General features: G+C 51.5%; 13 protein-coding genes. 8 read left to right on the forward strand and 5 right to left on the reverse strand.

What is annotated here, in order from left to right; genetic code table 11:
• Positions 1-36 precede the first annotated feature (36 nt).
• Positions 37-1,218, forward strand: a complete 1,182-nt coding sequence (locus tag G8768_RS02740) for an MFS transporter (protein WP_166851735.1) — start codon at positions 37-39, stop codon at positions 1,216-1,218.
• Complete coding sequence (locus tag G8768_RS02745) at positions 1,215-1,757, forward strand: peptidylprolyl isomerase (RefSeq protein ID WP_341800963.1); 543 nt, start codon at positions 1,215-1,217, stop codon at positions 1,755-1,757. The genes G8768_RS02740 and G8768_RS02745 overlap by 4 nt, the downstream gene beginning before the upstream one ends.
• Here G8768_RS02745 and G8768_RS02750 read toward each other — a convergent pair.
• A complete protein-coding gene (locus G8768_RS02750) occupies positions 1,754-2,542 on the reverse strand; it encodes an aspartate/glutamate racemase family protein (protein WP_166851733.1) in 789 nt (262 codons plus the stop codon). The two genes, G8768_RS02745 and G8768_RS02750, sit on opposite strands and share 4 nt — an antisense overlap.
• Positions 2,543-2,650: 108 nt before the next feature.
• Entirely contained in the window at positions 2,651-4,843 is a 2,193-nt protein-coding gene (locus G8768_RS02755; protein ID WP_166851731.1) for a TonB-dependent receptor, read from the reverse strand.
• Between the two features lie 198 nt (positions 4,844-5,041).
• On the opposite strand from G8768_RS02755, the gene uvrD reads away from it, so the two are divergent.
• A complete protein-coding gene (gene uvrD / locus G8768_RS02760) occupies positions 5,042-7,237 on the forward strand; it encodes a DNA helicase II (RefSeq protein ID WP_166851729.1) in 2,196 nt (731 codons plus the stop codon).
• A gap of 301 nt (positions 7,238-7,538) precedes the next feature.
• Here the strand turns inward: uvrD and G8768_RS02765 are convergent, their stop codons facing one another.
• From G8768_RS02765 to G8768_RS02775, 3 genes are all read right to left on the reverse strand, one after another.
• On the reverse strand, positions 7,539-7,973 hold the full coding sequence (locus tag G8768_RS02765; RefSeq protein ID WP_166851726.1) for a YidB family protein: 435 nt from the start codon (positions 7,971-7,973) through the stop codon (positions 7,539-7,541).
• 42 nt (positions 7,974-8,015) lie between these two features.
• The gene (gene lysM / locus G8768_RS02770; RefSeq protein WP_166851723.1) at positions 8,016-8,468 is read right to left on the reverse strand and encodes a peptidoglycan-binding protein LysM; all 453 of its coding nucleotides are present in this window, start codon (positions 8,466-8,468) and stop codon (positions 8,016-8,018) included.
• 104 nt (positions 8,469-8,572) lie between these two features.
• On the reverse strand, positions 8,573-10,030 hold the full coding sequence (locus tag G8768_RS02775) for a helicase HerA-like domain-containing protein (protein ID WP_166851721.1): 1,458 nt from the start codon (positions 10,028-10,030) through the stop codon (positions 8,573-8,575).
• Positions 10,031-10,307: 277 nt separating this feature from the next.
• On the opposite strand from G8768_RS02775, the gene G8768_RS02780 reads away from it, so the two are divergent.
• From G8768_RS02780 to G8768_RS02800, 5 genes are all read left to right on the forward strand, one after another.
• Positions 10,308-10,712 carry a DUF4332 domain-containing protein gene (locus G8768_RS02780; RefSeq protein ID WP_166851718.1) on the forward strand — a complete coding sequence of 135 codons (405 nt, stop codon included), beginning with the start codon at positions 10,308-10,310 and terminating at the stop codon, positions 10,710-10,712.
• A gap of 252 nt (positions 10,713-10,964) precedes the next feature.
• Complete coding sequence (locus G8768_RS02785; protein WP_166851714.1) at positions 10,965-12,089, forward strand: TRAP transporter substrate-binding protein; 1,125 nt, start codon at positions 10,965-10,967, stop codon at positions 12,087-12,089.
• 70 nt (positions 12,090-12,159) lie between these two features.
• On the forward strand, positions 12,160-12,711 hold the full coding sequence (locus G8768_RS02790) for a TRAP transporter small permease subunit (RefSeq protein ID WP_166851710.1): 552 nt from the start codon (positions 12,160-12,162) through the stop codon (positions 12,709-12,711).
• Entirely contained in the window at positions 12,704-14,077 is a 1,374-nt protein-coding gene (locus tag G8768_RS02795; protein WP_166851707.1) for a TRAP transporter large permease, read from the forward strand. The genes G8768_RS02790 and G8768_RS02795 overlap by 8 nt, the downstream gene beginning before the upstream one ends.
• A gap of 70 nt (positions 14,078-14,147) precedes the next feature.
• Positions 14,148-14,537 carry an acyl-CoA thioesterase gene (locus G8768_RS02800; protein ID WP_166851704.1) on the forward strand — a complete coding sequence of 130 codons (390 nt, stop codon included), beginning with the start codon at positions 14,148-14,150 and terminating at the stop codon, positions 14,535-14,537.
• Positions 14,538-14,569 lie beyond the last annotated feature (32 nt).

Consider the following 14,569-nt stretch of genomic DNA (forward strand, 5'->3'; position numbering starts at 1 on the left):
ATTAAAAACAAGGTCGATAAGGACAAGAAGAATATCATGAGCCCAACAGTTGTCAGCCGAGAATCTTACGCTTTGGGAATTGCCGGGACGCTCTGTGCACTTGTTGGGTATTCGGTGATTTTTCTGCTGCCTTCCTTTGTTGAAGCCGCGGCACAACATTACGGCCTGAATGATCAACAATTGGGTTGGTTGGGCGCCGCCGACACGGCGGGTCTCGCGTTATCGACAACGGTGATGGCCATTTACCTGCAGCGTTTTACATTGGCCCGGCTTTTATGGTCGGGTGTGCTGATTGCGATTTTGGGCAATCTGTACAGTTTGTTTTCGGCTGACTTAAGCCATTTGCTGGGCGCTCGATTTTTAGCAGGCCTGGGGGAAGGTTTGCTGGTGGTTGTGGGTATGTCGACCCTGGCTCAAACCCGGGATACCAATCGCTGGTTTGCAATTTATACCGCCGCTGCGGTGTTGTTGCAGGCAGCGGGATTATTCGCGCTTCCTAAAATTATCGCCCAGTGGGGTTTTGATGGAGTGATTTTCTGCTTTTTAATGCTACTGATTGGCCCGCTGTTTTGCCGACGCTTTTTAATGCCATTGAGCGATCAAAACGGTACAAACAATCCGGAATCCCCTGCGGACACTTCACGGGCTGTTTCAAAAACATCACTCTACGTTGCGCTGTTCGCTGTTCTCGGTTTTTATATCAGCATTGGCACCTTCTGGACCTATGCCGCAACATTAGGGACAGCGGAAGGTTTCAGTTTTGAATGGGTATCAGAAGCGTTGAGCTTATCAATGATTGGTGGCTTTGCCGGAGCTGTATTATTGGTATTTTTAGGGTCAGCAGCGAAAAACTATTGGATTTATTTAATATCGGCGATCGTTATGGTGGTCAGCTTGTGGCTGCTTCTTGGCGGTTTTACGCAATGGCAGTACCTGAGTGCCTTGATGGCCTACAGTGTGGTCTGGAGCGTTATTGCCTCCAAGCTTTACGCCGATGTTGCTGAAGGCGATGGCAGCGGCCGTTTTATCACCGCCTGCCAACCCCTGATTAATATTGGTTTCGCATTGGGCCCACTGCTGGCTTCCCAGTGGATTCTTGATCATGGAAATCAGGTGATCATTTATCTCGCGGCATTGGCATTGATCTTTTCCGTTGTCTGTATCTATCCATTAGTGAATTCCCTTGCTTATTCCCGAGATGTGGAGAACGCTCAGTGAATCTTGGTCGCTCTCTTGTAAAGCAGGTTTCCATGCAAACGGGATTGGGGGAACTGATTTTTGAGCTTTATCCGAATAAAGCCCCTAAAACGGTCGCTAACTTTCTACGCTATGTGGAATCAAAACGGTTTAATGGCAGCGACTTTTTCAGAATTGTCACCGAAGCCCACCCTCAAACTGAAGACCCGGTCAAAATAGAAACCATTCAAGGTGGGCTGAATATTGATCATCCGAATTTATTGGAGAGCATTGGGCACGAGCCCACCACAGAGACAGGCTTGCACCATCGACGTGGCAGTTTGTCCATGGCGCGTTATCAAGTGGGCAGCGCCAACGGCAGTTTCTTTATCTGCTTTCGCGATGAGCCCGCCCTGGATTTTGCGGGCGCCCGCCAGCCTGATGGACAGGGCTTTGCTGTATTCGGCCAGCTTGTCGACGGTTATCCGGTGTTGGATGCTTTGTACGCCCGTGCTGAACGAGATGAATATCTGACAACCCCCATCGCGATTGAACAAGTCAGTGTGCTCCACGCTCCTTAGACTCGAAGCACTTTTCCAATCGATTTTTCAGCATCCATAAAATATTCTCCAGCCCGTGGGTCGCTCCAGGGTGCCTCCAGACTCCCTGCACTGCTGCTATGCCAACCGAACTGTTGTTTGTTCTGTGCCGCCAGTTTAGCTTGTGCCAATGCAGCTAAAGCCGGGTCGATGACCGGAACGGATATACGGTCCTGCAAACGTTTATAAACGCCAAGGTTTGCTGAACAACCCAGAATAATCGCTTCAGCGCCGTCCTGTTGAATGGCTTCATGAGCAAGAGCCTCAAAGGATTCAATGTCGTCGTGCTGATGATTCAGATAGTCACTGACCCGGCATTGGCTGTCGGGCAGTGACGCAATAAAGTTTTGATAGCCGTAACGATGCAGGTTTTCAGAAATGCGCTGACGCCATTTACTGCGGCCAATAATAATCGATGCACGATTGGCGAGCAGGCTGGCGGTTTGCAAGGCACTTTGGCAGGGCGCGGTTACAATCATCTGTTCGCATATCTCGCGTGCTTCGTGCAAACACAAATCGTAAAAGCAGCCGATAACGGCTGCATCGTATCCCGCCTTCTCTGCCCAGTGAATAGCTTTCACGAGGTCCGCACTGACCAGAGCCTCATAGCTGTGATACTCCAGATTATCCCAGGGCAAACCCGCCCGGAGGGAAACGACATCGATCTGGCACTGCGTCTCTTTCAAGCATTGGAAATGCTGGACCAATTCCGGTAGAAAATCCGGACTGCTGACCGGGTCGATGTAGCAGAGTTTTATGTTTGCCATATTCGTGCTCTCCAGAACAAAAAAAGCCGCAGGGTTTGCGGCTTCAAGAGGGTTTGCTGAATTATCGGTTTCGCCTTTAATGATTGAAAGGCATCCGGGAAAAGCCGCTTAGTAAAAGTTAAAGCTCAGCTCGACGCCATAACTGCGAGGCTGTTGGCGGTAATATTGCGCGCCGGCGTAAAAGTTAGCGGCGGAATAGGTCACATCTCGGCTATCCGCCAGGTTTTTACCCCAGAGAGAGACTTCCCAATTATCGCTCTCACTGCCGATGCTCAAACGCGCAGAACTGTTATTAATGGGGCCGTAAATACCATTGGGATCGGCCAGTGCGGCGGCCTGTTCTTCAACGCGGCTAAAGCTGGCGAAGGCACGTGCGTAAAGCTCATCACTCAGGTTCCAACGATAAGCCATAGCCAGGTTGTAACTCCACTCGGGCGCCTGGGCCAAAGTGGTGCCCGGCGTTACGGGCGTGAACAGGGTCAAACCCCGCAAGCTGCTTGGTGGTACGGTTACTTCGGCATCCAGATAGGAAATGCCGGCTCGAATATCCAAGCCTTCAAGTGGCAGCCACTCCAGCTCAACTTCCGCACCGTCGATTTCAGATTCCGGAATATTGTCCAGAGTCACGATAAAGATATTGTCTGGGGTCGCACCCAACAACAGGGATTGGCGGTTGTCGTAATCGTAGTGGAAATACGCCGCGTTCAAACGCAGGGTCTGATCCAGCAGATCACTTTTAAAGCCGATTTCGTAAGAGAACACTTCTTCGGGGTTGGTATAACCCCAGACTTCCTGGGCCAGTGCCGGGCTGCCGTAGAACACACCGGTTTTATAGCCGGTGGCTACATTGGCATACAACAGAGTGTTGTCATTGAAATCGTAATCCAGGCCAACTCGATAAGAGAAATCCGATTCCGTGCGACTGTCATTTAAACGAGCCACTTCGGCACCTGGGGTGGTGAAAATAACGTTACCATCCACATCGATGGTGTTGCCGTTAAAGCTGCGTTCATCGCGTGAATAGCGCAGGCCTACGGATAGATGCAGCTCATCACTCAGATCGGTTTCTGTGTGAATAAAAGCACCGAAGGAATCGGTTTCCTGCACATAGTCTGCTGCAGCACGGGAGCGGTTCGGGAACACGCCAAAAGGCACCGCAGAATCGCTGATGTCCCGGACGGTGATTTCGTCATTGGAAAAACTGATCCCGGCCACCCAGCTGAAATTATCCGTAGCATCGGAATTCACACGAAATTCCTGGGAGTATTGAGTGACTTGACTGTCCTGGAAGAAATCAAAGGTCGGGAAAGGGTCGCCGTCGAGGTTGTCGACTACTTTACGCTCGTAGTCATCCCAGGCGGTGATGGAGGTCAGGGTAAAGCTGTCGAATTCATATTGCAGATTCAGGGAGCTGCCCACGCCCTGCTCGTCGCGCATCACATTTAAATCACCAACGCGGACTTTATCCGGGGCTTCGGTACCGGTGGCGATATCAAAACCGGCGGGTGCAAAAGGGCCGCCTGTGCTTTGTGGGGATTCCGGCGTAGAGTCATCTTTTGACAGATGGATATTTAACAGACCGGACAAACGTTCATTGATATCGAAGGCCAATAAGCCCCGAGCCGCGAAGCGATCCACAAGGCCAAACTCACGACCGGTGTCGATATCCTGCTGCCAACCCTGATCCGACTTTTCATAGTCAAAGGCGAAGCGGCCGCGTACATCCTCACTCAGCGCGCCACTGACAAAACCGTTTGCGCTGGAGGTTCGCCAGTTGCCGTAGCCCAATGTAATACCGGCTTCGAATTCGTCAGTGGGTTTGTTGGAGATAAAATTAATCGCACCGCCGGTTGTGTTTTTACCGTAAAGGGTACCCTGCGGACCCTTCAAGACTTCCACGCGTTCGATATCAAAAAGCTGTCCGCTCAGCAGCGCCGGAGAGCTGGCGAAGACTTCATCGGTATAAACGCCTACGCCGCTGTTATTGTTGATATTAAAGTCGTCGAGGCCAATACCGCGAATCGCAAAAATCGGCGTGCCACCCGATGTGGCGTTGGCGGTGCTCAGGCCCGGTGTGAAAGTGGCCAGATCTTTTGGCGAACTCAAGTTCATGTCTTTCACTTGCTCGCCGTTAAAGGCACTGACCGTGACACCAATGTCCTGTACAGATTGTGCGCGCTTCTGCGCTGTGACTACGACCTCTTCCAAAGTCTGTTGGGCTTGCGATTGGCTGCTGATGGCCAACGGCAGAGCTGCGAGTAAAAGACGGTTAATACGCATCGCCTGGGTTCCCCTCATCATATTTTTATCTATTCGCACCAAAGTTGGTGCCTATTGATGGATTTCTAATCAGTCTATCAACAGGTCGCGAAACAAGACGCGTTACTCGGGGGTGGACAATAAACATTATGCGGTAATCATTAATGGCGCTGAATTTCCTGCGGCGGGTGTGTGCGAGGTATTCTGCAATCCGGGCTGGGAGTCTGATAAACTAGCACCATGGACGTATCCCCTATTTTAGATCAATTGAACGATGCCCAGCGCCAGGCGGTTTCTGCGCCGGCGGGTAATCAACTTATTCTTGCCGGCGCCGGCTCGGGTAAAACCCGAGTGCTGGTGCACCGCATCGCCTGGCTGATTCAGGTCGAGCGCATTTCCCCGTTCTCCATTATGGCGGTGACCTTTACCAATAAGGCGGCCAGGGAGATGCGTGGGCGCATTGAAGAGTTGCTGGGCTTAAATCCACGTGGCATGTGGGTGGGCACTTTTCACGGCATCGCGCATCGTTTGCTAAAAGCGCATTGGCAAGAGGCCAAATTGCCCCAGAATTTTCAGATTCTGGACAGTGATGATCAACTGCGTTTGATCAAGCGTGTGAGTCAGGGCCTGCAACTTGATGAAGAGCGCTGGCCCGCTAAACAGACCCAGTGGTTTATCAATCATAATAAAGATGAAGGTCTGCGTCCGGATTATATTCAAACCCACGGCGATCCTCATCAGGAAACCTTGGTCCGAATTTATCGCGCTTATGAAGAAGCGTGCCAGCGTGGTGGCATGGTGGATTTCGGTGAATTGTTACTGCGTGCCCATGAACTCTGGTTAAACAATCCACGATTACTTCAACATTATCAGGATCGTTTCCCCTTTGTGCTGGTCGACGAGTTTCAGGACACCAATACGATTCAATACGCCTGGTTGCGTGTGCTGGCCGGTGATCGCTGTGCGGTTACGGCGGTAGGCGATGACGATCAGTCTATTTATGGCTGGCGTGGTGCCAAGATTGAAAACATCCAGCGTTACAGTCAGGATTTCCAAGGCGTGGAAACGGTTCGCCTGGAACAGAATTACCGTTCTACCCGCACCATTCTGGATGCGGCGAATGCGGTGATTGAAAATAATTTTGGTCGCCTGGGTAAAACCCTGCGTACTGATGGCGACGATGGCGAAAAGATTTCCCTATACGCCGGCTTCAATGAACAGGATGAAGCCCGCTTTATCGTTGAACGTATTGAGGAATGGCAGCGCAAAGGTAAGTCTTTGGAAAGCTGCGCGATTTTATATCGTTCCAATGCCCAGTCCCGAATTCTGGAAGAAGCTTTATTGCGCGAGTCGGTGCCTTACCGCATTTACGGTGGTCAGCGATTCTATGAGCGTTTGGAAATCAAAAATGCCCTGGCGTATATGCGCCTGATCATCAATCGTAATGATGATGCGGCCTTTGAGCGTGTGATCAACACCCCCACCCGTGGTATCGGTAGCAAGACGGTTGACGGCATTCGTTTATTTGCCCGCGAGCAAGGTTGTTCCATGTGGGATGCCTCCGAACAAATGGTCAGCAATAAAGGCCTGAGCGCACGCGCGGCCAATTCCGTTGCGGCGTTTTGTGCTCTGTTAAACGAACTGGACAATCAAACCCAGGAATTAAGCCTGGAAAAAATTGCCTCTGCTGTGATTAACAGTTCGGGTTTGATTGAATTCCATGAAAAAGAAAAAGGCGAGAAAGGTCAGGCCCGGGTAGAAAACTTGCAGGAATTGATCAATGCCTGCCGCGCCTTCAACCCGGAAAACGATGATCTGAGCCCCATGGAAGAGTTTCTTGACGGTGCCGCTCTGGATGCCGGTGAAGCCCAGGCCGATGAATTTGAGGATGCGGTGCAGCTGATGACTTTGCACACCGCGAAGGGTTTGGAGTTTCCATTGGTGTTTATGGCCGGTGTAGAGGAAGGTTTGTTTCCTCACAGAATGTCGGCTGAAGAGCCCGGGCGTTTGGAAGAAGAGCGTCGCCTTTGCTATGTGGGTATTACCCGCGCAATGGAAAAGCTGTATATCAGCTATGCGGAAAGCCGTCGCATGTACGGTTCGGAAACTTTTAATAATGTTTCCCGTTTTGTAAAAGAAATTCCCGATGCGCTGATCGAAGAAGTGCGTTTGAAAACCGCGATTACTCGTCCCGTCAGCTTTGGCAGTTCTTACGGAGACAGTGCGCAAAGTCGTCCGCGCCTGGGTCAGCGAAAACTTGCTGGACGACTGTCCGATGACGGCGGTGACACGGGTTTGAGTTTGGGCCAGCGGGTATTGCACCCGAGTTTTGGTGAAGGCACGATCCTGCATTTCGAAGGCAACAAGATTCAAATCAATTTCGATGATGTAGGTAGCAAGTGGCTGATTGCCGGTGCCAAGCTCGACCCTCTGTAAAAGCTGCGGTTTTTCCGAGGCAGTTTATCGCGTCTTTTTGCGGCAGGGCCTGAATTAGAGGTCGCTGCCGGCTTTATCCCTGTTTCTTTCTAACCTTCACCAGCACATTCTTTTTTCCGTTCTGACCTTTCGCCGCCCATAGTCTGGGACACGTTGTTGCAATACAGGGGGAGTTCCCTAACTAGAACTGGGTAGGGGAATATGGAAAGAATAAAAAGTGTACAAAAACAGCCGGCAAAAAAAACGGGCCAGAGGCCCGTGCTTAAGCAGTTGTGTTCTTTACAGGTTGCAGGTATGCGCCTCAGCGGCCGAATAACTTACCTGCCAAATTGAGTGCGCCAGAAACGCCCCCAACCATGTCCAATAGGCTACCATCATTGGAAGATTTATCCACAATATTTGGTATGGCCTCCTGCAAACCGGATATCGCCTGATCTTCATTAAGCGATAGCTGGGATGCGAAGTCGCTGATTTTATTTTGTCCTAAAATCTGGGTCAACTGGTTTGCTGAAATTCCTTCATTTGAACCGTTACCGAGCCAGGACTGAGCGATATTCACCAGATCACCGGCATCCATATTGGAGACCAGAGAGCCAATATCCACATTGCCTTTGCTGTCGGACAGGAGACCTGTGAGTGCTGGCAAAATAGCGCCGAGGTCGAGTTGCTGGCCCTGTTGGGACAATTTGCTCTGAAACAGCTGAGCGCCGATTTGTAAAATACTGTTGATGTCCATGTTAAACACCTTTTATGAAGCTTTAATTAACGAGCCCAGAGCTTAGTCTTGCTTGGGAATACGGATCTTCTGGCCTGGGTAAATCAAATCAGGGTCTTTGATCACTTCGCGGTTTGCTTCAAAGATGGCCTGGTATTTTGCACCATTACCGTAAAATTCCGAGGCAATTTTCCACAGTGAGTCACCCGACTGGATCACATAATACTGAACTTCTTCAACCGCGGGTTCTACGGCAGGTTCACCCTGAACGGTCATTTCTTCGGCTTTCACTGAGCTGATGCCCAGTGCATTGCCGACCATCAGAATGGCTTTTTCAAATGCGCTCGGCGATTCGGCTTCGCCGCTCACCTTGGCGACACCGTCCTGTACTTCGACCTTCAGGTCTTTTACACCGGGGTTGTCACTTTCGACGTGCTCCTTGAGCTTATCACCGGCTTCGTCCTCACTGCCGAACAGTTTCTTACCCAGATCGCTGGCAAAATCAAATAATCCCATTTCTCTTTACCTTTGTTGTGATGGATGGGGTCTTCCCCTAAAACACGCGCCTGCTTACTGCTCAATAGCGACGCAAATGTTAAATGTATTCCGTGTCGGCCCGCTTACTTGAGAAGCGAGCCAAGCACGCCTCTGATCAGTTTCCGCCCAATGCTGGAGCCGATGCTGCGTGCAATACTCTTCATAAAGGCTTCGCCAACGCTCTGGCGATTGCTGCTGCGACGCTTGGGCTGACGGCTGCTTTTCTGTGTTCCTTCCGCTTCCTCTTCGGCACGGGCGGTTTGTTCGGCGCGGCGTTGCAGCATTTCGCGAGCAGAGTCCGGGTCGACGGCGTTCTCGTACTTGCGGTGGAAGGGGTTGCCATTGATCAATTGCTGTCGCTCCTGATCTGTAACCGGCCCCATGCGTGACTCCGGCGGGCGTACCAAAACGCGTTCAACCTGGCTGGGCACACCGCCTTCTTGAAGAACCGAAACAATCGCCTCACCAATACCCAGCTCGGTAATGACCTCAGCAGTATCAAAGTTGGGGTTGGCTCGGAAGGATTGGGCTGCAGCGCGCACGGCCTTTTGATCTTTCGGGGTGTAGGCACGCAGAGTGTGCTGGATGCGATTGCCCAACTGGCCCAGAATATCTTCAGGGATGTCTGCAGGGCTCTGGCTGACAAAGTAAATGCCAACACCTTTTGAGCGGATTAGGCGCGCCACCTGTTCGATTTTTTCAATCAGTGCGCGCGAGGCGTTCTTAAACAGCAGGTGAGCTTCATCGAAGAAGAACACCAACTTGGGTTTATCAGGGTCGCCAACTTCAGGCAGGCTTTCGAACAGCTCCGACAGTAACCAGAGCAGGAAAGTTGCGTACAGACGCGGGCTTTGAATCAGCTTGTCGGCCGCCAGAATATTGATAATGCCCTCGCCGCGCCGGCTGTGGCTGATAAAATCTTCCAGCTGCAGTGCAGGTTCGCCAAAAAACAAATCTCCACCTTCGCGCTCGATCATAATCAGGCGGCGCAGAATCGCGTTTACAGAAGCCTTGGAAACTTTCAGGCCCACGCCCAACTTGCCGTTGTTTTCGGCGAGGTACTCAAGAACCGAGCGCAGGTCGTTTAAATCAACCAGCAGCAATCCTTCATCGTCGGCAAATTCAAACGCCAGGGTCATCACACTCTGCTGGGTTTCATTCAAATCCAGCAGCTCGGACAGCAGCTGGGGGCCCATCTCGGAAATGGTCGAGCGCACGGGTGTGCCCTGGTCGCCAAAGACATCCCATAGATTCACCGGGAACGGCAGGTGTTCAAAACCTTCAATGCCGATACTGTCGATGCGTTCCTGAATTTTGGGGTGTGGTTTACCGGCTTGGCCCAAGCCCGCCAGATCGCCTTTCACATCGGCCATAAAAACCGGCACGCCAAGCTTGCTAAAACCTTCGGCAAGAATCTGAAGGGTAACGGTTTTACCGCTACCGGTCGCACCGGCAATCAGCCCGTGGCGATTGGCATAACGGGGATCGATACTGACTTGGCCGCTGTCGCAACCGCCAACCAATACCTTCGCTTCACTCATTTCAGCCGATTCCTTATCGCGTGAGAAAGGCCCTAAGTTAAAGCAAAGCGGTAGCCGGATCAAAGGAAATAATTTCACCCAATTCAGCATGAATTCAGATAGTAATTAACAAGCTAGAGCCCAGAGAGTTCGCCATCCCCAGGCGCAGGCAGTACACTGGGAGATGTCTCTAATGACTTAATGGTTTGCGGGCCTGAAGCGATTAGGAATTGGAGCGGACGTTTCATCCTGGGTGGTGACACCTGATCATATTTTGAACAGTTTGATGGAGTAAGAAATGGCTAAGTTGTCAGATATTGAAGGTATTGGTGAAGTATACGCGTCCAAACTCGAAGCGGCTGGCGTGTCTTCCCTGGAAGATCTCCTGGAAAAGTGCGCCCAGAAAACGGGCCGTAAAGATGTCGCCGAGGCTTCTGGCCTGAGCGAAAAACAAATTCTAAATTGGGCCAACCGTGCCGACCTGGCTCGCGTTAAGGGCGTAAGCACCCAGTACGCTGATCTGCTGGAATTTGCGGGTGTTGATACCGTGCCGGAACTGGCTCAGCGCAATGCCGAAAACCTGGCCGCCAAGATGGCTGAAGTGAACGAAGAGAAAAAGCTGGTTCGCCAAGTGCCTTCTGCCAGCCAAGTTGCCGATTGGGTTGCTCAGGCGAAAGAACTGCCTCGCGCCATTCACTACTGATCTCGAAAGCGGGGGTGGTTGATCCACCTCCGTTCTTCAAAATAGGGGCACGATCTTCACTACCGCTTGATGGCAGTGATACTTTCTTCTGGCATGGCCATCCCCGTTCTCGTTCTCAAATTCGATTCTTCCTTAACGGAAAACGAATCGCTAACACGTACAGACAAGCCACCTGAGCACCCGCCCTCTATGGCCTTGGCAGTCGATATCTATTACCCTAATCGGAAATGATAACGACATAGCGCAACGACAATGACAAAAAGTGTGAACTGGTCCCCCCTGGTCATCATCCTGTTACTGGCGGCACTGGTGGCCACCGTATCCCAACTTGTGATTCAGAAGGCCGATCAACAACCCACCCAACTCAGCGAAAACAGTAAACAGCAAAAGCATTACGAGTGGCGTATGGTCACCACCTGGCCAAAAGGTTTGCCGGGGTTGGGTTTGGCCGCTGAAAACTTTGCCCGCATTGTTGAACAATCGAGCAACGGTCGCTTAAAAGTGAAAGTGTATGGCGCTGGCGATCTGGTTCCTGCGCTTGGGGTATTTGATGCGGTGTCATCCGGCAGTGTGGAAATGGGTCATGGTGCGGCGTACTACTGGAAAGGAAAAATTCCCGCCTCACCGTTTTTTACCTCCGTCCCGTTTGGCATGAATGCCCAGGAAATGAACGGTTGGTTATTTTATGGCGGTGGCCTGGAGCTTTATCGCGAAGCGTATGCGCCATTCAACTTAATGCCATTCCCCGCCGGCAACACCGGTGTGCAAATGGCGGGCTGGTTTAACAAGGAAATTAATACCATCGACGATATCCAGGGTACCAAAATGCGTATCCCGGGACTGGCCGGCGAAGTCTGGAATCGTGCCGGTGGTGTTGCTGTAAACATTCCCGGTGGCGAGTTGTACACGGCTCTGCAAACCGGCGTGATCGATGCCACTGAGTGGGTGGGGCCATACAATGATCTGGCTCTGGGTTTCCATCAAGTGGCTAAATACTATTATTACCCGGGCTGGCATGAACCAGGTCCAACCCTCGAACTGCTGGTAAATAAAAACGCCTTTGAATCCCTGCCAAAAGATTTGCAGTCCATTGTGGAGTCCGCGGCCAGAGTTGTGAATCAGGATATGCTCGATGAGTATACGGCGCGCAACAACGCCGCATTAAAAACCCTGATTAGCGAGCACGGTGTACAACTGAGACCTCTGCCCAAAGAGGTTCTGCAGGAACTGCGCAAGCACGCCGATGCCATGTACAGCGAATTCGCCGCCAAAGACCCCTTCTTCGCCAAAGTGTACAAGCACTATCGCAGCTTTGCCGATCAAGTTGCTCAGTACCACGACATTTCAGAGCAAGCGTATTACGAAGCGAATGAGTGAACAATAAAAAGCGGAGCACGGGCTCCGCTTTTGAAATGACAATAGCAATAAAAAATATTGAAGGTACTTTATGCCCCTGGCCATTCGGGTTTGTGCCTATCTGGCGGACTTGCTGGATAGTGTCTCAGAGTTTATCGGTCGCAGCGTTTCCTGGCTGACCATCATCATGGTGATCATCAGTTGTGTGGTGGTGGTTTTGCGTTATGTGTTTGAAATTGGCGCGACAGCATTACAAGACAGCGTTACGTATATGCACAGTACAGTGTTTCTGCTTGGTGCCGCATATGCGTTGAATCATGGCGGGCAGGTGCGCGTGGATGTGTTTTATCGCAATTTTAATCGCCGCAAGAAAGCCTGGGTGGATGCAATTGGCAGCGTACTGTTTTTATTACCGATGTGTGGCCTGATTTTTTTCAGCAGCCTTGATTATGTTGAGCAATCCTGGGCGGTGAAAGAAACGTCTCGAGACCCGAATGGCTTACCCTTTGTGTATCTTCTAAAAACCCTGTTGCCGGTGGCGGCCGCCACATTAGCTCTGCAAGCCATTGCGGAATGTTGCCACGCCCTGGCGACATTGATGAATCCACACTCCAGCGAAGAGAGCGAGGTGGATCATGCTTGAGTTAATTCCACTGTTTATGTTCGCGGTTGTCTGCCTGGCGTTAATGGCAGGCTACCCGGTTGCCTTTACCCTGGCGGGTGTTGCATTGATCTTTGCAGCCGGCGGAATTGTTTTTGGCCACTTTGATGCCAATTTGTTGCTGACCATGCCGGATCGCTTGTTTGGCACCATGAGCAATATCACACTCATTGCCGTTCCCCTGTTTGTGTTAATGGGGGTGATGCTGGAAAAATCCCGGCTTGCTGAAGAGCTGCTGGAAAACATGGCCAAGCTCAGTGGCAGTTTGCCCGGTGGCCTGGGTATCGCGGTGGTGATTGTGGGTATGTTGCTGGCCGCCAGTACCGGTATTGTGGGGGCAACGGTTGTGACCATGGGCTTGATGAGCCTGCCCACCATGTTAAAGCGTGGCTACAGTCCAAGCTTCGCCACCGGGACCATTTGTGCCACCGGGACTCTGGGCCAGATTATTCCACCCTCAATCGCGCTGGTGCTGTTGGGTGATACCCTATCGACGGCTTATCAAAAAGCACAGTTAGGTGCCGGCGTGTTTAATCCCAAGCCGGTGTCTGTGGGTGATTTGTTTGTCGGGGCGTTGGTGCCGGGTTTGATCCTGGTGATTTTCTATCTGTTGTACGTTTACTTTACGGCCAAAATGAAGCCCGAAGTCGCGCCGGCTTATGAAGAAGTGGAAGAGATTGATCGCGGTAAGGTTTTGCTGAGCCTGGCGCCGCCGGTGTTGTTGATTGTGTTGGTGCTGGGTTCGATTATTTCCGGTATTGCGACACCCACAGAGGCGGCCGCCGTCGGGGCATTGGGTGCAACGGTGCTGGCATTTTTGAAAGGTCAGTTGAATAAAACGCGTCTCGCCGAGGTCTGTCATTCGACCACTTTGGTCACTGCAATGGTGTTCACCATTCTAATTGGGGCTTCTATCTTCTCTTTGGTGTTTCGCGGTTTTGGTGGCGAAGAATTGATTGAACGCTGGTTCTCCGAGCTGGGCGGGAATATCGCGCTTGCAGTGCTGATCGTGATGGTATTGATCTTCCTGTTGGGTTTCATTCTGGACTTTATCGAGATCACCTTTGTCGTCGTACCCATAATTGGCCCGGTCTTGCTCGCCATGGGTGTTGACCCAATCTGGTTGGGGGTGATGATCGCCATTAACCTGCAAACCTCCTTCCTGACCCCGCCATTTGGTTTCGCGTTGTTTTATTTACGAGGAGTGGCGCCGGAGTCAGTTCGCACGGGTGAAATTTATCGTGGCGTTATTCCATTTATTGTGCTGCAATTGGCGCTGCTGCTCGCCCTGGCCCTCTGGCCGGAGCTGGCAACCTATCTACCTGAGGCCATTAAAGCTGACCGTTAAGGGGCTGCGAAGCGAGCAAGCATTTACATAGAAACTATTAAAAGAACGATATTGAAGGTTTTACATAGCGATGAGTTCCCTGGATGAAGAGCCCACCCCGGCGGGCAAATTAACTCTACAAACCCTGACCATGCCGGCGGCAACCAACCCTAATGGTGACGTTTTTGCCGGATGGCTGATGTCCCAGATGGATTTGGCAGGTGCCATTCTGGCCCAGCAAATTGCCAAGGGTCGTGTTACCACCGTAGCCGTAGGCAGCATGGCGTTCCTGCGTCCCGTCCCGGTTGGTGCCACCGTAAGCTGTTATTCCGAAGCGACGGAGACGGGTCGCTCTTCCATTCGAACCATGGTGGAGGTGTGGTTAACCGATGTGGAAAGTGGTGAGTGCAACAAGGTTACTGAAGGTGAGTTTGTGTACGTGGCCATTGATGATAAAGGGCGTACCCGCCCGATTGGTTAGTGACGTTGTGGTGCTGACAAAGAAAAGGCGAG

This window comes from Pseudoteredinibacter isoporae, from assembly GCF_011602085.1.
GTDB lineage: Bacteria > Pseudomonadota > Gammaproteobacteria > Pseudomonadales > Cellvibrionaceae > Pseudoteredinibacter > Pseudoteredinibacter isoporae.